This is a genomic window from Moraxella sp. CTOTU46711 (assembly GCF_031975715.1).
In the GTDB taxonomy this organism is placed as follows: Bacteria; Pseudomonadota; Gammaproteobacteria; order Pseudomonadales; family Moraxellaceae; genus Faucicola.
The window spans coordinates 12294-33153 of sequence record NZ_DALYMP010000001.1 but is presented as its reverse complement, the minus strand read 5'-3'; the positions used below and the strand labels follow the sequence as shown (position 1 = coordinate 33153).

General features: G+C 43.0%; 10 protein-coding genes and 2 riboswitches. Of the genes, 7 read left to right on the top strand and 3 right to left on the bottom strand.

Annotated elements, in window-relative coordinates; genetic code table 11:
- Positions 1-15: 15 nt before the first annotated feature.
- Entirely contained in the window at positions 16-9447 is a 9432-nt protein-coding gene (locus tag RTJ53_RS00105; RefSeq protein WP_312275308.1) for a beta strand repeat-containing protein, read from the top strand.
- A gap of 71 nt (positions 9448-9518) precedes the next feature.
- On the opposite strand, the gene ruvB is transcribed toward RTJ53_RS00105, so the two are convergent.
- Both ruvB and RTJ53_RS00095 read right to left on the bottom strand, forming a co-directional pair.
- Complete coding sequence (ruvB, locus tag RTJ53_RS00100) at positions 9519-10502, bottom strand: Holliday junction branch migration DNA helicase RuvB (RefSeq protein WP_409418121.1); 984 nt, start codon at positions 10500-10502, stop codon at positions 9519-9521.
- A 93-nt stretch (positions 10503-10595) separates the two neighbouring features.
- Positions 10596-11048 (bottom strand): hypothetical protein, encoded by a 453-nt coding sequence (locus RTJ53_RS00095; RefSeq protein WP_312275307.1) that lies wholly within the window; start codon positions 11046-11048, stop codon positions 10596-10598.
- Positions 11049-11494: 446 nt separating this feature from the next.
- Positions 11495-11611, top strand: a riboswitch (glycine riboswitch).
- A gap of 31 nt (positions 11612-11642) precedes the next feature.
- Positions 11643-11776: riboswitch (glycine riboswitch) on the top strand.
- Between the two features lie 140 nt (positions 11777-11916).
- Between RTJ53_RS00095 and gcvT the strand changes: the two genes are divergently transcribed.
- From gcvT to RTJ53_RS00065, 6 genes are all read left to right on the top strand, one after another.
- Complete coding sequence (gene gcvT / locus RTJ53_RS00090) at positions 11917-13050, top strand: glycine cleavage system aminomethyltransferase GcvT (RefSeq protein ID WP_312275306.1); 1134 nt, start codon at positions 11917-11919, stop codon at positions 13048-13050.
- A 114-nt stretch (positions 13051-13164) separates the two neighbouring features.
- Positions 13165-13551 (top strand): MliC family protein, encoded by a 387-nt coding sequence (locus RTJ53_RS00085; protein WP_312275305.1) that lies wholly within the window; start codon positions 13165-13167, stop codon positions 13549-13551.
- 214 nt (positions 13552-13765) lie between these two features.
- Positions 13766-14146: a glycine cleavage system protein GcvH gene (gene gcvH, locus RTJ53_RS00080; RefSeq protein ID WP_312275304.1), complete on the top strand. Its 381-nt coding sequence runs from the start codon at positions 13766-13768 to the stop codon at positions 14144-14146.
- A 134-nt stretch (positions 14147-14280) separates the two neighbouring features.
- Positions 14281-15015, top strand: a complete 735-nt coding sequence (locus RTJ53_RS00075; RefSeq protein ID WP_312275303.1) for a nitroreductase family protein — start codon at positions 14281-14283, stop codon at positions 15013-15015.
- A 92-nt stretch (positions 15016-15107) separates the two neighbouring features.
- Positions 15108-17990 (top strand): aminomethyl-transferring glycine dehydrogenase, encoded by a 2883-nt coding sequence (gcvP, locus tag RTJ53_RS00070; protein ID WP_312275302.1) that lies wholly within the window; start codon positions 15108-15110, stop codon positions 17988-17990.
- 169 nt (positions 17991-18159) lie between these two features.
- Positions 18160-19551, top strand: a complete 1392-nt coding sequence (locus tag RTJ53_RS00065) for a GntP family permease (protein WP_312275301.1) — start codon at positions 18160-18162, stop codon at positions 19549-19551.
- 76 nt (positions 19552-19627) lie between these two features.
- On the opposite strand, the gene RTJ53_RS00060 is transcribed toward RTJ53_RS00065, so the two are convergent.
- Entirely contained in the window at positions 19628-20839 is a 1212-nt protein-coding gene (locus RTJ53_RS00060) for a ribonuclease D (RefSeq protein WP_312275300.1), read from the bottom strand.
- Positions 20840-20860 lie beyond the last annotated feature (21 nt).

Genomic DNA, 20860 nt, shown 5'->3' with positions numbered 1-20860 from the left:
CTCTAGGATAACTTTATGGCTATCTCTACCAACCTAATCAAATCCTTTCAACTTTCTGCATTAACGACCGCACTTGCCCTCGCTGGTTGTGGCGGTGGTGGCGGTAATGATACATTGCCCCCGCCTGTGAAAACAGGTACGGTCAGTGTCACTAACCCAAGCACGGGTACAGATTCGACCACTACGACCAATCTTGCCAGTGTGAAGAAAGTTCAATTAGTCAGTACCAGTTCTGATTTTTATATGAATGTTGGCGATAGTGTAGAGTTAACTGTCTACGCCTTAAACAGTAATAATATCGGTGTTGCTAGTGTACCGGTAAGCGTTCAGATTACAGACCCAAGCGTAACAGGCGTGTATAGTGGAATTGGTCCAAATTTAGTCACTGATGACACGGGTAAAGCGGTTATCAAACTTGATATTAATTCTTTGACCAATGATCAAAAAAACTATTTAAAACAAAATGGTTTGGTTGTGACTACCACAGTAGGTAAAGTTTCAACAAGTAAAACCCTCAAAGGCACCGATGTTAATACGACGACCCCAACGCCTACTGTGGCTGTCAGTAATTTACTATTAATTAGCGACAGCCAAAATATTGCGTTGGAAAAAGGTACAAAAATTAATGTTACGGCATTAGCAGTGGATAAAGACAATAATATCATTCCGAACACGACCATCGATTTTAATATTGGAAATTCAGTTCTTAGTGGTATTTTTGCTAATAGTAATTTAAGTGTGTTAACCAATGACAGAGGTGAAGCAAATTTAGAGTTAGAGCTCAAATCCTTGTCAGATGAACAAATAAGTTACCTGTTAAATACTGGATTAACCATTAACTCAACTGCGAGAACAGGTAGTGTTGCATCTAATACTATTAATTTAAAGGGAGTCGAGCAAGGTAGTACGACAACTAAGCTAGATGTGCAAAAGGTCAATCTAACGACAACAAAAACCAATTTTGATGTACAAGTTGGTGAAAAATTCACAGTTACTGCTTCAGTGTTAAATAGTTCAAATACTGGTCTAGGTGGTGTACCTGTCCAATTTAAACTTGATGACCCAAGTGCGACAGGTGTTTATGCGGTTTCTGATACCTCTAATGTCGTAACAAATGCCAGTGGTGAGGCGACCATTGAACTAGAAGTAAAATCTGAAGCTGCTAAAGCCAAACTATTGTCACAGGGCATTAATATCACCGCCACTGCAAAAAATACGACCGGCACTACCCCTGTTGATGTAACAAATAAATTAAATATCTTGGGTAAAGACCCCGCATTTAATGAAAATATTACTAAGGTTTCAAAAGTCGGTCTTTCTTCTAGTCTTACTAACAACGAGTTTGATTTAACAGTCGGTAATACCTTTACTGTGACTGCCAATGTGTTAGATGCATCTCAAGGTGCGTTAGCTAACGTACCAGTGACATTTACCTTGCCTGGACTAGATCAAACGGGTATCGCTAATTTGTCGGGCTCAACAGTCACCACTGATGCCCAAGGCAAGGCCACTATTAATTTATCCCTTACCTCTCTTAATGCAACTCAACGTAGCTACTTAATGAGTAATGGTTTAACTGTTAATGCATCAGTTGCTAATGGTACTAGTGTTGCACCTATAAAATTATCAGCGAAACAATCTTCCACCCTTCCTGTTACGGTTGAAAGTGTTTCAGTCGTAGCAGATAGCGATAATATTTTGATGACAGCGGGTAGCACTGTAAAAGTCACTGCCATCGCACTGGACAAAAATTTTGGTGGCTTGGCTAATCAAACTCTAACGGTTAAAATTCCAGACCCATCAACTACGGGCGTGTACAATATTACAGGCTCAACGATTACCACTGACTCAAAAGGCGAAGCGATTTTTAACCTGCAAATCAAATCTGCCTTAACTGCTGCACAAAAACAGGCACTGGCTAATGGTTTGGTAGTTGATATCACTGCCGCCAATGGCAAAACTGGTCAAATCAAATTATCGGCAAAAGCAGTCAATGATGTTGTAGTTTCAAATGTTAACTTAACTTCCAATGTCACCAATATTCCCCTATCTGTCGGTAGCCAGTTCACAGTTACTGCTAATGTGAGCGATGCACAAAACGGTACCATTGCCAACTCACCAGTAACTTTTAACCTACCATCTTTAGCGGATTATGGTGTGACAAGTTTGTCGCCCTCAACCATTATTACCGATGACAAGGGGCAGGCTATTATTACATTGCAAGTTCAATCGCTGACTGATAGCCAAAGAGCCAACTTATTAAAAGGCTTTACCATTAATGCAATTGCCAATGGTAAAGTGGCACCTGCGCTTACTTTAACAGGCATGGATACTATAAAGCGCTTTGATGTAAAAGCAGTCAATTTATCAAGCCCTATCAGTAAATTTAATATCAAAACAGGAGAGCGATTTACGGTTACTGCATCTGTATTAGGTGCTAACAATACAGGTATAGGTGGCGCTCCTGTTGAGTTTACTATTGATAATCCTAGTTTGACTGGTGTTTATGCTGTCTCTGACACGACCAATGTTATTACCAACGTAAATGGTGAGGCGACTATTGAGCTTGAAGTTAAGTCAGAAGCCGCTAAGCAATTACTGTTAACTGATGGCGTAACTATCACTGCGATTGCTAAAAACACGTTAAATAATCCACCTACTGATGTCAGCGGCAAGAAAACTATTCTTGGCACCGATCCAACATTAAGTGCAAATATTGCTAAAGTCAGTAAAGCTTTATTAGTATCTAGCGTGAACCCATTTGATTTGACGGTAGGGAATAAGCTGTCAATCACCGCATCCATCGCAGATGCTAACAATGGCAAATTAGATGACGTACCTGTTAGTTTTACCTTACCTGATTTAGATAAAACAGGTATCGCTAATCTGTCAGGTTCTACCATCGTCACCAATGCCAATGGTGAAGCAATCATTAATCTTGAAATTAAATCATTGTCTGCAGACCAACGTAACTATTTGCTTACCAATGGCTTGACAGTTAAAGCCACAGTGCCTAATGGTACAGTAATTTCACCGCTAAAGCTCTCTGCTAAAAACGTTACGACGCCTGATAATACAATTGATTCAATTTCAGTTACGGCTGATTCCAACAATATTATTATGGCGGCAGGTAGTCGTGTACGTGTCACCGCTGTTGCACTTGACAAGAATTTCGGTGGGATTAAAGGCCAAAACCTAACCGTCAATATTCCAAATCCAGCATTAACAGGTGTCTTTAATTTAAGCGGCTCTACCGTTACTACTGATGACAAAGGCGAAGCCATTATTGACCTTGAAGTTAAAACAACCTTGACTGATGCTCAGAAAGCGGCACTTTTAAATGGTTTAAATGTGACTGTAGCCGCACAAAATGGTCGACAAGGGGTTATTAATCTTGCTGCCAAAGCGGCCAATGAAGTATCAGTAAGCACAGTTAATCTAACAGGCTCAAATATTCCTTTAATCATTGGTAGTCAAGTTAAAGTGGTCGCTACTGTATTGGACGACCAAAAAGGTGTGGTTAAAAACACGCCTGTCACGTTTACTCTGCCAAGTTTTGCAGATACAGGTGTAGCCAGTTTATCCGCTTCTACGGTATTAACAGATGATAAGGGTGAAGCGGTTATTACTTTAGAGGTGAAATCGCTTACAGATGCGCAGAAACAAGCCTTGCTTAACGGTTTTACAGTTAATGCGACATCTAACGGTAAAGCTGCACCTGCCTTAACATTAAAAGGCGTGGATACATCAATTCAACGTTTTGATATTAAAGCGGTAAAAGTTACCAGTCCAATCAGTAAGTTCAATGTTAAAACCGGTGAGCGCTTTACCGTGACTGCGTCAGTACTCAATGGTAATAATACTGGTATTGGCGGCGCACCTGTTCAGTTTAAACTCGAAGACCCAAGCGTTACGGGTGTGTATGCAGTCTCTGACACCTCTAACATCATCACTAATGCTAGCGGCGAAGCGACCATTGAGTTAGAAGTTAAATCTGAAGCGGCAAAAGCACGCTTATTAAGCCAAGGCATAAGTATCACTGCGATCGCTAAAAACACTATGGGTACCACACCGGTAGATGTCTCAGGATTGGTTAAAGTATTTGGGGTTGATCCAACGGTTAGTGCTAATACTACGAAAGTAGCTCAAGCGACATTATCTAGCACTACTCCAAGCAATACCTTTGATTTAACAGTGGGTAATAGCTTCTCAGTGACTGCAAATATTGCCGATGCTACACAGGGTGCTTTAAGTGGTGTTCCTGTCACTTTTAGCTTACCTGGACTTGAGCAAACAGGTGTCGCCAATCTATCCGGATCAACGGTTACTACCGATGCACAAGGCAAAGCAACCATTAATTTGGAAATCGCTTCATTAACGTCTGACCAGCGTAACTATTTATTGGCGAATGGCTTAGTAGTCAATGCGACAGTACCAAATGGTACTAAGATCAACCCACTTAAATTGACTGCTAAGCAAGTCACGAGTGTTGATACTCTAGTTAAATCTGTATCTATGACCGCTGACAGTGACAGCATCTTAATGGCAGCGGGTAGTAAAGTGAAAGTCACCGCTGTTGCACTTGATAAAAACTTTGGTGGTATTGCCAATACTAATTTAACCTTTAGTCTTCCTGACCCAGCGACCACTGGCCTTTACAATATAACTGGCTCAACGGTTAAAACCGATGCTAAAGGCGAAGCTGTGATTGAGCTTGAAATCAAGTCTACGTTAACAGCGGCTCAAAAAGCAGCCCTACTTAGTGGCATTAAGATTCAAGCAGTTTCAGCTAACGGTGCTATCGGTCAAGCAACTGTACTAGGTAAACAGGTCAACGAGGCATTAGTCAGTAAGTTAACGTTAGCTTCTAATGTTTCTGCTATTGCCTTGACTACAGGTACGCAGTTTACTATTACAGCAACAGCCTTAGATGGACAAAATGGCGCACTTGCGAATGTGCCCGTGACTTTTAATTTGCCAAGTGTGACTCAATATGGTGTGGTGAGTTTATCACCTTCCACTATCACTACAAATGCCCAAGGTCAAGCGACTATTACGCTGCAAGCACAGTCCCTCACCGATGCGCAGAAACAAGCCTTGCTTAACGGTTTTACCATCAATGCCACCTCTAATGGTAAAGCTGCACCTGCCTTAACATTAAAAGGCGTCGATACCAGTGTCAAACGCCTTGATGTCAAATCAGTCAAATTAACATCACCCGTTAATCCATTTAATATCAAAATTGGCGAACGCTTTACCGTGACTGCGTCAGTACTCAATGGTAATAATACTGGTATTGGTGGTGCACCTGTTGAATTCAATCTGCTAACTAACCCATCCGTATCGGGTGTATATGCAGTTTCTGATACCTCAAATATCACTACCAATGCCAGTGGGGAAGCCACTATTGAGCTAGAAGTCAAATCGACAGCTGCCAAAGACTACCTGATTCAAAACGGTATCAGCATCCAAGCGGTATCTAAGAATACCATGAACACGACACCAGCTGACGTTAAAGGCAATATCACCCTAAAAGGCATCGATCCTTCAGCAGTGCCAGTCGAAGCTAACATTGCATTAGTCAAACAAGGTGCATTGAGTAGTAGTTTATCTAATAATATTTTCGATTTGACCGTGGGTACTACCTTTGATATTACTGCGACAGTAGCAGATGCCAATCAGGGCCCATTAAGCAAAGTACCTGTCACTTTCTCATTGCCAGGTTTGGAATCAACGGGTATCGCTAACTTATCAGGGTCAACAGTTACTACCGATACGCAAGGCAAAGCTGTTATTAAGTTACGTATTGACTCTTTATCAAAAACCCAACGTAATTATCTACTTACCAATGGTTTAGTAGTCAACGCGACAGTACCAAATGGCACCCAAATTAATCCGATTAAACTCTCTGCTAGAGATGCAGGAATTGATAGCGTGATTACCTCTATTGCTGTCACCGCTGATAGAGATGATATCTTGATGATGGCAGGCTCTAAAGTCCATGTGACTGCTTCTGCATTGAATGGTAACTTTGGCGGCGTCGCTGCAAGTGATTTGACATTTAGTATTCCAGATCCAGCGTTGACTAATGTCTTTAATATCACGGGTACAACCGTGAAAACGGACGAAAAAGGCGAAGCCAGTATCGATTTAGAAGTCAAAAACTTATTAACCGCTAGCCAAAAAGCCTATCTACAAAATGGTCTAAAAGTTAAAGTCACTGCCCCAAGTGGCGCTGTAGGTGAAATCACGCTAAAAGCCAAAGCCGTTAATGAAGTGAGCATTGATAAAGTGGTCTTAGAGAATTTCCCAAATACGCCAGTCGTATTGAGCCAAGGCAATGAGTTCATTGTGATGGCTCACACAGTCGATGCTCAAAACGGTGCTGTTACCAATGCGCCTGTTACATTCAACCTACCCGACCCGACAACTACTGGCATTGTGAGCTTATCACCTTCTACAGTATTGACCAGTGAAGTCGCTGCACCTGTAGAGCCGATGATTGGCGAGCGAGCGGTAATTATTCCTAAGGGTACGGCTTATATCCGTTTACGCGTGATCGACCCAACCAAAGCGGAAAAATTGATTGCAAGTGGCTATATGGTAACAGCCGTATCTAACGGTAATGTAACACAAACACTCAATGTACCTCTCACCAAAACCGCCGCACAACCGACAGTGAATGACATTGCTAAAGTCAATTTGGTCACAGATGTTAATACGCTAACTACCAATAATGGTGATACAATCAACGTAACTGCCCAAGTGCGTGATGCTAAAAATTTCAGCCTAGCGAACATGCCAGTTAGCTTTACGCTATTGGATGCGGCAGCTGCAACTGGTATAACTAATACCACCCCACTTCAGGCAACCACCAATGCCAATGGTGAAGCGGTATTAACTTTAAAAGTCGGTGCGCTCACCCCAGACCAAAAATATTATCTACAAACCAGTGGTCTATCATTTAAGGCAACTGCCGGTGCTATCACTAGCTCAACAGTCACCTTAAGAACCCAAGAAGCGATTACGGCCAATAGCGTCAACTCATTGCTATTAACCAGTGATTCAGCAATTCAATTGGCTATTGGCTCAAAAGTTAAAGTCACAGCGCTGGCAATAGATAAAAATGGCGCCGTCGTGCCAAATGCGCAAGTCAGCTTCAAAGTTCCAACGGATTCTGGCTTGGTCAATAACACAGGTGCGGTTGTGAATACCAACGCCAATGGCGAAGCGATTATTGAACTTGAGGTCAAATCATTGACTGATGCTCAAAAGACCTTACTACAAAATGGCGTAGTCGTCACTGCCCAATCTGGTGTTTCTGTGGGTACTACTACCGTCCGCGGTGCGACAAGCAATGCCAATACTGAAGCCTACAAGCTATTTGTTAGTCCATCAAAACAGAATTTGACTACAGCTAATGATTCTTCAACCTTAACGATAAGAGTGACTGACGTCAATGGGGGCATCAAAGCAGGTATTCCTGTTCAGCTACAAATGGTTGATGGTATCGATAAAGGATTATCATTTAACAAAACCTCTCAGCTTACCACAGATGCAAATGGGCTAGTTATTGTTGACTTAGTACAATCTGATATTGGTCTAGCATCAAAACTCGACCATACAGGTAAAATTAAAGTCATCGTCAATGATGGTGTTTATAAACAACAAGAACAAGAGCTAGCATTTAAAATAACAGGTACAAAAGTTAGCAATCCTACGGCATCTAAAACTTCTGTGAATGACAGTGAAACTGTGATACTCAGTGGCAAATTAGTAACTGGGCAAGTAGTGAATGGTGTTGAAACACCAATTGCAAATACAGAACTTGAGTTATTTAATAGCGCTGATCCATCGAAAGTTTTAGCAACTATTATTACTGATACAGTAGGTCAATATACATTGAATAAAATTGTCTCTGACTTAGGTGCAACTGACAATAATGGCAAGTTGAACCTTTCTGTACGTGTTCGTGATACTGCTTTATCTACTTATCAAGTATTTAATGATATCTATACATTAACCAAAGTTAACTCAGCCAATATTGCAATGGTTGTCTACAATGCTACTACTGTTATTGAAGCTGATGAAGCTATTAACAACGAGGTATCAGTTACTGATCCACATGCTGTTACATTAAATGTACCAAAGGCTATTATCACTTCAGCTAATTTTAATAATGCTATAAGCCCTGTAATATATGTTTCAACGACTAAAGGTACATTAATTCAGGGCACACAAACGGGGACTCGTATTGCTGTTCCTGTTATTATTGATTCTGCTGGTAATGGGACAGCTAAATTAACCATTAATTCTGATGTGGCTGGTAGTGCCACTATCAAATTTGAAACAGATAAGGCTATTGAATTAAAAACGGATAATGTTACATTCATCTCTAAAGATGTACGCAAACTATTCCTAAATCCAAATATCAGTATTGTCAACACGAATGGCGAAGCAAAAATTACCGCAACCGTTAAAGATGGTTATGATAGACCGATTAGAAATGCAATTGTTGAGTTCTCATTAATTAAAGATGCATCAGGCGGTAGAATTGGCAGTAGCTATGCTCTAACGGATGATAGTGGACTTGCGACTATCAGTTATTTTTCTGGCAAAATTCCGACACAAACAAACGGTGTGACCATACGTTCTACGGTAAAAACTGTTCGTATTGGTAACACTAATGTAGATGTAGGTCCACAAACAACAGATACGAGTTTGACAGTGCAAAACCAAGCTTCTTATATCGGTGTAAGCCTAGCTGACAAATTAGATACCACCTTAAATGATCCAGTCTATTATTTTAAAGACGGCTCGCTCTATGTGGTAAATAGCCTTGGTAAACCTGCAGTAAATCAACCTGTTTCTATCGCTATATCACCAGATTATTATAGAGGTGGTGAATTTACGGTCCTCACGAATAGCAGTGGTACTCAATATTGGGCTCTTCAGTATTATCGCAACTTTACTGATAGTAGCTTAATGAAAATTGATACAACATCACTAAGATATGCCACTAACTTAGATGAGATTACTTGCCAATCTGAAGACATAAATAACAATGGTATATTAGATATCTTTGAGGATGTCAATATTAATGGTAAGTTAGATCCATTTAATCCTGTAACGCTGCTCAGTCGTGATGGTATACCAGTTGCCCTCAGTGGTGATGGTACTGCAACACTAGTTACTGATAACACTGGTAAATTAGATTTCAAATTACGTTATCCAAAAGATACAGCAAACTGGTTTACTGCCAAACTGACAGTGTCAACTAAGGTGGACGGCACAGAATCGAGAAACCAATTACAAAGAATCGAATTCCCTGTACTTGTTTCTGACGTTACAGACTTTACTATTAGACCAAATTGGAAAAGTCCATTTGCGTATGCTAATGTCATTAAAATTAACAACGATGGAAAATGTATAGCGCCATTACCATAATTTATTTGCCATCTAATGTGAAAACCCCTTACACAATGTAAGGGGTTTTTTATTAGCAAAAATTCAAAAAACTAAGTCAACATCCGCCCCCGCGCGGTGCGTACGATATAACCTTGCTGAATCAGATACGGCTCAATCACATCTTCAAGCGTCCCTCTATCTTCTGCCAAAGCCGCCGCAATCGACTCAACCCCCGCAGGTCCGCCATTAAAACGCTCTTCTAACATCTCAAGATAACGTCTATCAAGATTATCAAGCCCGCGTTTATCAACTGCGAGCATATCGAGTGCGCTATGCGCAATTTCAGCGGTGACGGTGCCATCGCCTTTAACTTGGGCATAGTCGCGTACGCGGCGTAACAACCGATTGGCAATACGCGGTGTACCCCGCGAACGTCTAGCGACTTCCACCGCCCCTTCTTTGGTCATAGGCACGTTAAGCAATCCTGCCGATCTTGTGACAATCGTCGTTAAGTCCTCCACATTATAAAACTCCAATCGCTGTACAATACCAAAACGGTCACGCAGTGGCGAGGTCAACAAACCTGCTCGCGTGGTCGCAGCCACCAAAGTAAAAGGCGGTAAATCAAGCTTTATGGAGCGTGCGGCAGGTCCTTCGCCAATCATAATATCAAGCTGAAAATCTTCCATCGCAGGATACAAGATTTCTTCAATCATCGGACTTAAACGATGAATCTCATCGATAAAGAGCACATCACCAGGCTCTAGATTGGTCAGCATCGCTGCCAAATCACCCGCGCGTTCAAGCACAGGACCAGACGTTGAGCGCAGATTACCGCCCATCTCACGGGCGATAATGTTGGCGAGTGTAGTTTTACCCAGTCCAGGCGGTCCAAATATCAAGGTATGGTCGAGCGCTTCTTTTCTCGATAACGCCGCGTTGATAAACACGCCCATTTGTTCTTTGACCACAGGCTGACCGATATACTCAGCGAGTAAGGCTGGACGGATATTATTGTCATTTTGGTCTTCTGAGCGCCCCATCGGGCTAATCAGACGTTGCTGCGAATTGGTACTTGAAAAAGGTGGAATCATAAGTATTTGACACTAGTTGCAAGTTTTAACAGGAATAATAGCACTGGCAAATCTTGCCAGTGCTATGGGATGTAGAGAGAAAAAGTAAAAAATTTAAGGGAACACACGGTACAATGTCATATCACATCGGGTGCCTTTACTATCCTTGCACCACTGCATTTGCTCGCCTTGCTGTTTGACATAAGCAACCAAAATATCGCCCGTCTGGTCAACGCGATTGCCAGAACAGTCTGTTGCATTGTTATCATATTGGGTCTGAATCGCTAGTGCAGGTAAACCATCCCCTGTGTCAGCATACAAGTATTTGCCGTACGTAAATTCCTGACCGCTTGAACCGATAAACTGCTGATCGCGCCCAAAATTATACCGCTCTTGGCAACTTGGCTGCGCAGCGTCGGTTTTATCAAGTCGCAGCTGCCACTGTCCTGCGATATTTGGCAAAATATGAGTCGACACTTGCGCCACTTGCTGTTGGGTTTTGCTATCGTCGGGCAACGTACCCCCCATGGCTAAACTGGTTAAAATGCCTACCAACGAAATATTCATGAAGTCCATCGTTATTTTATTCCTTTTATCATGCCATCTTTATAAGGTAACAACCCAACTTATCTACCAGTTCTCAATCAGCCAATTTTCACTCAGCAATGTTAGTACCGACGTTTATAGTAACTTTTAATAACAAATTTTGGTATTTGGGGTTAATATTCAAAGATATTCAAAATGTTAAAGGCTAAATTATTCTGCTTTTAATGGGGTCAGCGCGCAAAAATTTAACCCAAAACCACAAAAATTATTTAAGCACTTTATTTAAAAACTTTAACTTTTTTTAAATAGTTAAAGTTTTACGCTCATCAGTGGCTTTAATCATACTTGCTTTTGGCTATATTTGCTATAACACAATAATGCTCATAATCCAGTATTGCCAAAACATCAGGCGGTCATAAAATCTGTGCAAATTTGCTTGTCAAAAAGTTAAAAACCCAGCATAATAACCGAAGATTTCAGGAGAGAATGTTGTTTTGTTTTTCATCAAATTATGAAATACCAAAACCATCACCGAAGGCGTAAAGACCCTATAATCGCTCAGGTAAAAGGACTGGAATCGTAATTTTTGGCAGTGGCGTATGCACTGCATCAAAATATAACAAATCTGGAGAGTGTATTGTTTTGCAATACCACCGAAGGGGAAAAGATTGACTTGTCTATCTGTACTATAAGAAGTAAGAAGTGACAAGTCGATTGAAAATCTCAGGTAACAGGACAGATAGGGCTGATAGCTACCGACATCAGGTTGGATTAGTTTTAGTGCTCTATTGATGTGCGATGTTTGGTTTTAGCGTTTTATCCCACGCTATTAAAACATCAAATCAAACATCAAACCGTTATTTGATTTTTACCCACTCAAGGATTTGCCATGTCAGCCACAGACAAGCCTTTAAACCGCACCCCTTTTTATCAATCCCATATCGACAGCAACGGCAAAATCGTTGACTTCTCTGGTTGGGAATTGCCTATTCATTATGGCTCACAGATTCAAGAACATGACGTTGTGCGTACGGATGCGGGCATGTTTGACGTGTCACATATGGTCGTGACTGACATCGCCGGCAAAGATGCCAAAGCTTGGCTGCAAAAACTGCTCGCCAATGATGTCGCCAAACTCAAATTTGTCGGTAAAGCGCTTTACTCTGCCATGCTCAACGAAAACGGCGGTGTGATTGATGACTTAATCGTTTACCGAATGAACGATGCAGAGACCGAGTATCGTATCGTCTCAAATGCCGCCACCCGTGATAAAGATTTGGCACAGTTTGACAAAGTCGCCAAAGACTTTGCTGTCACCATTACCGAGCGCCCAGAACTTGCTATGCTTGCGGTACAAGGCCCCAATGCCCTGCGCAAACTGAGCCAAGCCAAACCAAATTGGGCAGATAGCCTAGCTACCTTAAAACCATTTGTGGGCAAAGACTTGACCGACATTGAAGGCGCAGATTGGTTTGTGGCGCGTACGGGTTACACGGGTGAAGATGGCGTTGAAGTCATTTTGCCACAAGCACAAGCCTCAGCGTTTTTTACCTTACTCAAAGAACATGGCATCGCCCCAGCAGGCTTAGGTGCCCGTGATACATTGCGTCTTGAAGCGGGTATGAATTTGTATGGTCATGAGATGGATGAAACCATCAATCCGTATGAATGCGGTATGGCATGGACGTTGGCGGTAAAAGACGATCGGGATTTTGTGGGTCGTCAAGCTATGCAAGCCAAACAAGACCAAGCGATTGCTGAGGGTAATGACGTCATGCAAGTAGGCTTAGTGCTAGAGTCACGTGGGGTACTGCGTGAAGGCATGACGGTCACGCTAGACAATGGCAAAACTGGGGTAATCACCAGCGGCACTTTTAGCCCAAGCCTAAAACAATCGATTGCCATTGCACGTATTCCGAAGACGACAGATACAGCAGCCACTGTTGATTTGCGGGGCACACCGACACCAGTACGTATCATTTCGTTACCGTTTGTTAGAAATGGCAACAAACAATTCAACTAAGATTTTATCATGATATGATGGATTTAGCGCTTATTAATGAATAACATTAAAATAATTAGTCAGCGTACTTTGAAAAACCGATAATAAATTCATCATACTTTAGAAGGTAAAATCATGAAAAAGTTACTCTTTGTTGTACCGTTTTTAGCAAGTTTGGCGGCCTGTACTTCAACCCCAGTGGCACAGCCTAGTCCGTCACAAGTGTTGGCAATTCAAGCAAATTCACAAACCTTTAAATGTGACAACAATACTGAAGTCGTCGCGTTCTACGGTGAAGAGAACGGCAGCAATGTCGCTAATTTAAAAATCACCTCGCCAATGCTAGGTCTAAACCAAGCAGCGATGGTGTTAAAACAAGATGTGTCAGGTTCGGGTAACCGCTATACTTTGTCAAATACGACCAAAACTACCATGTATGATTGGGGCGTTAAAGGTGCAGAAGGTGCGTTAACCGTGACTTCACAAGGTCGTAATTATAACTTTGTGTGTAATGCTATTTAATCCGATTCACTTGTTGAATGGGTTAAACCGCTAAGTTATTTTAAGTTTGGTCGATATACATTGTATCGACCAAATTTTTGTTACTCAGTTTGTTAAATTACTTAGCTTTTAAATACTAGGCTTTTAAAAATGTTTAGTAAAAAGGCGCCAAGTGTGACTGCTTGGCTAACAGCCTTTTATTTTCACCCCTACTTTCGCTTTGAGGAAAATAGTTATGAGCAATATTCCAGCAGATTTAAAATATGTGGCTAGTCATGAATGGTTACGCCAAGAAGAAGACGGCACTATCACCGTTGGTATTACTCACCACGCCCAAGATTTGCTCGGTGACATCGTGTATGTTGAATTGCCTGAAGTGGGTGAACACGTTGACGTGGATGCTGAAATTGCCGTGGTCGAATCGGTGAAAGCTGCCTCCGATGTATATGCCCCCATCGCTGGTGAAATCCTAGCGGTCAATGACGCTTTAGTAGATGCCCCAGAAACCATTAATGAAGACCCTTATGGCGAAGGTTGGTTCTTTAAAATTAAACCAGACAATGCCGATGATTACCAAGGCTTGATGGACGCGGACGAGTACCAAGATAGTATTTAATCATCTTTATCTCATAGTTTTTATCTCGTCTTTTTTATAGAGTCTAGCACTAAGGTAGTCGCTTGATTACCTTAGTCTGTTGTCCTATCAATTAACTGTAATGCATCCTTTATTTTGTTAACTTGAGAGCTGCTATGTCAACACTTACCCCGCTTGCTGACCCAAAACAAGCCAGTTTTTATGAGGTGGTGAGCACTCGCCGTTCGGTACGACGCTTTACCAAAACGCCCATCAGTGATGAGGTGCTAAACGCCTGTCTCGATATGGCGATGCTAGCGCCTAGCTCAAGTAATTTACAGCCTTGGCAATTTTTTGTGATTGAATCTGAAGAAAAACGCCAAAAAACTGTGACCTATTGTATGAGTCAAAATGCAGCAAAAACCGCCAATAAGCTGATTGTCGTGGTCGCTCGTACTGACACGTGGCGTCAACATGCCAAAGACAATATCAAGTATTTTCCCGTCAAACCCGTACCAAAACCCGTGCAAGATTATTACGGCAAGCTCATTCCGCTGACCATGACGCGCGGTGTGATGAATGTGTTTACCCCTGCCAAATGGGCGCTGACGCAAGCCACTCGCAAAGTCAAAGGTGCGATGGTTGACCCCATCTATGATGCGGATGACCTTAAAAACTGGGCGCTCATTAGCACCTCACTGGCAGCCGAGAATTTGATGCTCGCCTTCCGTGCGCACGGTTTTGATAGTTGCCCGATGGGGGGATTTGATGAGCCACAACTCAAAAAATTGCTTGACCTAAATGACCACCAGCATATTTGTATGGTGATTGCTGCCGGTGAGCGCGACGAGCGTGGTATCTATAGTGAGCAATACCGTTTTGAGCGTGAGCGCTTTATCGTTAAAGTGTAATTTTTATCCATTCAACCGATGTTTGTCATGGTAGCCATGGCAAAACCTGCTATTTTTTTTCAATGTTTTATCAGACGCTAAAGGAAACTTGAATGAGTCAACCGTCTTTTCAATCATTTGCTGATTTATTCCAATCATCAGAATTTATTCATCGTCATGTTGGTATTAGCCAAGATGAAAAAGAAGCAATGCTAAAAGCCGTCGGCGCTGATAGCATGGCAAGCTTTATTGAACAGACGGTGCCAGCTTCTGTACGTCTTAGCAAAGAGTTAGATTTACCCCTCAGTATGACTGAGCATGATGCCTTGGCAAAGTTGCGTGGGTTGGCGGATAAAATCAAGGTCAATAAAAGCTATATTGGCTTAGGCTATTATCCGACTCGCCTACCTGCCGTCATTGCGCGCAATGTGCTTGAAAACCCAGGCTGGTACACAGCTTATACCCCTTATCAAGCCGAGATTGCCCAAGGTCGTTTAGAGGCACTACTCAACTTCCAACAAGTTTGTATTGACTTATCAGGTCTTGAATTGGCGGGCGCAAGTTTGCTTGATGAAGCGACGGCGGCGGCTGAAGCGATGGCGATGGCAAAACGCGTGGGTAAAAGTAAATCTAACCAATTTTTTGTTGATAGCCGTATCTATCCTCAAACCTTAGATGTTATCAAAACCCGTGCCAAATATTTTGGTTGGGATATAGTGGTCGGTGATTTTGACGTTGCCAAGAATGGCGATTTCTTTGGCGCAATTTTCCAATATGTGGGCGCGCAAGGCGATGTGGTTGATTTAACTGATATCATCAGTGCAGTCAAAGCCAAAGGCACGCAAACAATCGTTGCCGCTGATGTGATGAGTCTGGTACTTCTTAAATCACCGGGTAGCATGGGTGCGGATGTGGCACTGGGTAACACCCAGCGCTTTGGCGTGCCGATGGGTTTTGGTGGTCCACACGCGGCTTATTTTGCCTTTAAAGACAGTGCCAAGCGCTCTGCCCCAGGTCGTATTATTGGCGTATCGGTGGATGCCCAAGGTAAACAAGCCTTGCGTATGGCACTACAAACCCGTGAACAACATATCCGCCGCGAAAAAGCCAACTCAAATATTTGTACATCGCAAGTGTTGCTAGCCAATTTGGCAGGGATGTATGCGGTGTATCATGGTCCTGAAGGCATCAAACGTATCGCCACCCGCATTCATGCGTTAGCAAGCGCTTTTGCCCAAGCCATCAAACAAGCTGGTATGTCGATTGTGCATGAGCAGTTTTTTGATACCGTGTTGGTCAATACCGAAGGTCAAACTGAGCAAATCTATCAAAATGCCCTCAATATCGGCTATAACCTGCGCAAAGTAGACGATAATCATATCGCCATTGCCTTTAACGAAACCAGTGATGCAGCAGATTTTGGTGTACTCACACAGTTATTCACAGGCGTAGCCGCTCAATTATCTGATGATATTAGCTTGTCTTTGCCAGCATCACTGCTACGTACCGATGCGATTTTAACTCATCCTGTCTTTAATCGTTATCACACCGAACATGAAATGCTGCGTTATTTGAAAAAGCTAGAAAACAAAGACTTGGCGATGAATCATAGTATGATTTCGCTGGGTAGCTGTACCATGAAACTTAACGCCACTAGCGAAATGCTACCGATTACTTGGAATGAATTTGCCAATGTGCACCCATTTGCGCCACGCGAACAAGTGGGCGGCTATATTGAAATGATTGAAGGCTTGCAAGAGCAACTCAAAGCCATCACAGGGTTTGACGCTATCTCTATGCAGCCAAATTCAGGCGCATCAGGCGAGTACGCAGGGCTATTGGCGATTCGTCGTTATCACGAAAGCTTAGGTCAACCCAACCGTGATATCTGTCTGATTCCGCGCTCAGCACACGGCACCAATCCTGCCACGGCACAGATGATGGGGATGGAAGTCGTCGTGGTAGCCACCGATGAGCGTGGTAACGTTGATATTGCTGACTTGACTGAAAAAGCGGAAAAATACAGCGACAATCTGGGCGCTTTGATGATTACTTACCCTTCAACACACGGTGTGTTTGAAGAAGGTATCCGTGATATCTGTGACTTGATTCATCAACACGGCGGTCAAGTGTATATGGATGGCGCTAACATGAACGCGCAGGTCAGTATGATGCAACCTGCGGATGTTGGTGCTGACGTCCTACACATGAATTTGCATAAAACCTTCTGTATTCCACACGGCGGCGGTGGTCCTGGTATGGGTCCCATCGGCATGAAATCACATTTGGCGCCTTTTATTGCCAACCACGTTGTATCTGCGGTGCCCAATGCCCAAGATGGCATGAGTGCGGTATCGGCTGCCCCGTTTGGTTCAGCCAGCATCTTGCCTATCTCATGGATGTATATCACCATGATGGGTCGTGATGGCTTGGTGCAAGCGACAGAAGCTGCGTTATTAAATGCCAATTACACGGCCATGAAATTAAAAGACCATTACCCTGTACTTTATAGTGGTGAAAATGGTCGCGTCGCCCATGAATGTATCATTGACATCCGCCCACTAAAAGCCGAAACAGGTATCACCGAAGTTGATATCGCCAAACGCTTAATGGATTACGGTTTTCATGCGCCAACCATGTCTTTCCCCGTGGCAGGTACTTTGATGATTGAGCCGACTGAGTCAGAAAGCAAAGAAGAGCTAGACCGCTTTATCTCAGCCTTAATTCAAATCAAAGCTGAGGCGATGAAAGTTAAAAACGGCGACTGGCCAGCAGATAACAACCCGCTAGTGAACGCACCACACACCGCACAAGTGGTGACCGGTGACTGGGATCGTCCATACAGCCGTGAAGAAGCCGCCTATCCACTCGCGTATGTACGCGACAATAAGTTTTGGCCATCGGTGAGCCGTATCGATGATGTGTATGGCGACAAAAACTTAATCTGTTCTTGCCCTGATATCTCAAGCTATGAGAATGGTGAAATCGCAGAGTAAACATCATTCAACACTTAACCTATTTTTTACAAAAGCCATGCAAAAATGTGTGGCTTTTTGCTATAAAGGCAATTGCTAGTCAAAAAAATTCTGCTATGATGCAGGGGACTCAAAAAAATTGTAATCACCACGCGTTATTTTACACCCATCATAAGTCAAGGATGACATTATGTTTAGTACCATTGCGATTATTATTTCGCTCTTTCTATTAATGTATTTTGCCTATCGCGGCTATTCTGTATTAATTTTAGCACCTTTGATGGCCACCTTAGCGGTTGCGCTGTCAGGTGATATTCTAAGCTCATTGCCTATCTATACCACCGTTTTTATGAAAGCGTTGAGTGGCTTTTTATTGAAGTTTTTTCCCATATTTTTGCTCGGGGCGGTGTTTGGTCAGCTCATGGCAGATTCTGGGGCTGCCACAGCGATTGCCAGAACGGTGGTTAGTAAATTAGGCGCGAATAAAGCCATACTGGCTGTGGTTTTGGTCTGTGCAATTTTAACCTATGGCGGTGTGTCACTGTTTGTGGTGGCTTTTGCCATTTATCCGATTGCTAAAGATTTGTTCAAGTCAGCAGAGGTGCCAAAAAGGCTGATTCCAGGGGCGATTGCGTTAGGGTCATTTACCTTTACCATGACGGCGTTACCCGGGACACCGGCCATCCAAAATGCCATTCCCATTCCCTATTATGGTACCAATGCCTTTGCCGCACCCATATTGGGTATTATTGGTTCGCTTGTGATGTTTGGTTTGGGCATGTTGTGGCTGCAGCGACGCGCCCATAGCGCCAAAACGGCTGGCGAGGGATATGGTATTCATGAAGATGATGAGCTGCATGCTGATAACCTAGACCCCCATCACACCTCTTTTATGGTGGCGATGATTCCTTTGGTATTGGTCATCGGCATAAATGCTTTGTTAACGTATGCGGTTTTTCCGAGTATGGATTTCTCTGCACTGCAAGCGCAGTTTAAAGACTTGGATATCAAGGGCGCTTTGGGACTTTGGTCAATCATTATCGCTTTAGTCACGGCGATTATTGCGTTGATTGTGCTGCGCTTGGGCAAATGGAAAAATTTGCAACACAGTCTTAATAAAGGCACTTATAGCTCCATGTTACCTATTTTTAATACAGGTTCAGAAGTCGGTTATGGTGCGGTGATTGCGACATTGGCGGGTTTTGCGGTGTTACGTGATAGCGTGTTAAATCTATCGCCCAATAACCCATTAATCTCAGAAGCCGTGGCTATGACTACCTTAGCGGGCATCACCGGTTCTTCTTCTGGGGGTTTGAGTATCGCGCTGCCCATTTTAGGCAAAGAATATTTGGCACAGGCAGTGGCGCATGGGATAAATCCTGAGTTATTGCATCGTGTCGCGGTAATGGCAGCAGGTGGCTTAGACACGCTACCCCATAGTGGTGCGGTGATTACGTTATTTGCCATTTGCCATTTGACTCACAAGCAATCTTATAAAGATGTCGCCATGGTGACGATGGCAATTCCGCTGATTGCGGTGACGGTGGTTATTGCTTTGGGTACGATGTTGGGTTCGTTTTAAGCGGTTTATTTTTAACCTGTTTATTTTTAAGCCATTTAGTAGTAAAAAATCCCACTCAGCGGTGGGATTTTTTCATTTATTCAGCGGTCGTTTCATGCTCGTTAGATGGCGGTTTTTTGGCAATCACCGTATCCAAAATGGGTAAAATCTCTGCCATAATCCACGCTTTGCGCCACCCATTAAGCCAAGGGCTCAACGCCGGTTTTTCTGCTGCGACGGCGTAAGCATACAGCTCTGACAGCCATTTTTTTCGCATCAATACTGTCTCATCAATTGACAGGGTTTGCCCATGCTGCTTAATCGCTTTTTCCAGTTGTTTTTGCACATCGCTAGACAGACTGCGATACGGTAAGGGCAATAGGGCTGGATAGGCTGCGTCATCTTCTTTTCGCACCTTATCAATCAGCGTCAAAATCTCTTGCCCATACATGCGAATCACATTGGGCTTGATACTGGTAAAACCTAACTGCTTCATACTAAAAGGCGGTTTTTCGACGATTTCACGGAGCGCCTGCGGGCGCAGGATAAAAGTGCGTGGTCTATTGATTGATTTGGCAAGTTGTTCGCGCCATTCGCATAGAGTTTGCAGCATTGCCAGTTGCTCGCGATTATCGCGGTAATCAGCGACACTCAAGTACAAGGCGTTATCAGGCGTGCTAAAGTTGGCAAAAATTTCTTGGGTATAGCTTTGACAGTCTTCAACCGCATATTGCCATAAACCTTGCTCGATCAACTGTGTTTTGATGGCCACAAACATCGGCAATAAATAACGCACATCGTCTACCGCATAGCTTTCTTGCTCAGGTGTTAATGGACGCTGCAACCAATCTGATTGGCTTTCACCTTTATCTACATGCACAGCAATTGTTTCTTGCAGCGATTTTTGATAGCCAAGCGAGTTTTCACCGGTCAAAAAACCCAAACCAATTTGGGTATCAAACACATTACGCAGCGCAGGCAAGTTGGAGAGTAAGTAATAAATCCCCAAATCCTCGCCACACGCATGTAACACCACGGTGGGTATATCCGCTAACACTTCCCAAAACTCTTCTAAATACAGCTTGGGCGCGTCAATCAAATAAATCGCTTTGCCTGTATTGATTTGAATCAGCGCAAGAATGGGAAAAAAAGTATCGCGCTTGATAAACTCAGTGTCTAACGCAATGGTATCAACTTGCTCTAGGTCATCGAGCAGGGCAAAAAGCGCATCCTGAGTTTTCACCCAATGGATTGGCAAGTCATGAAGTTGTTGTAATTGGGCTGGGCTTAACGGATTTTGGATGAGCATAACTTGGGTCTTGTGGACGGA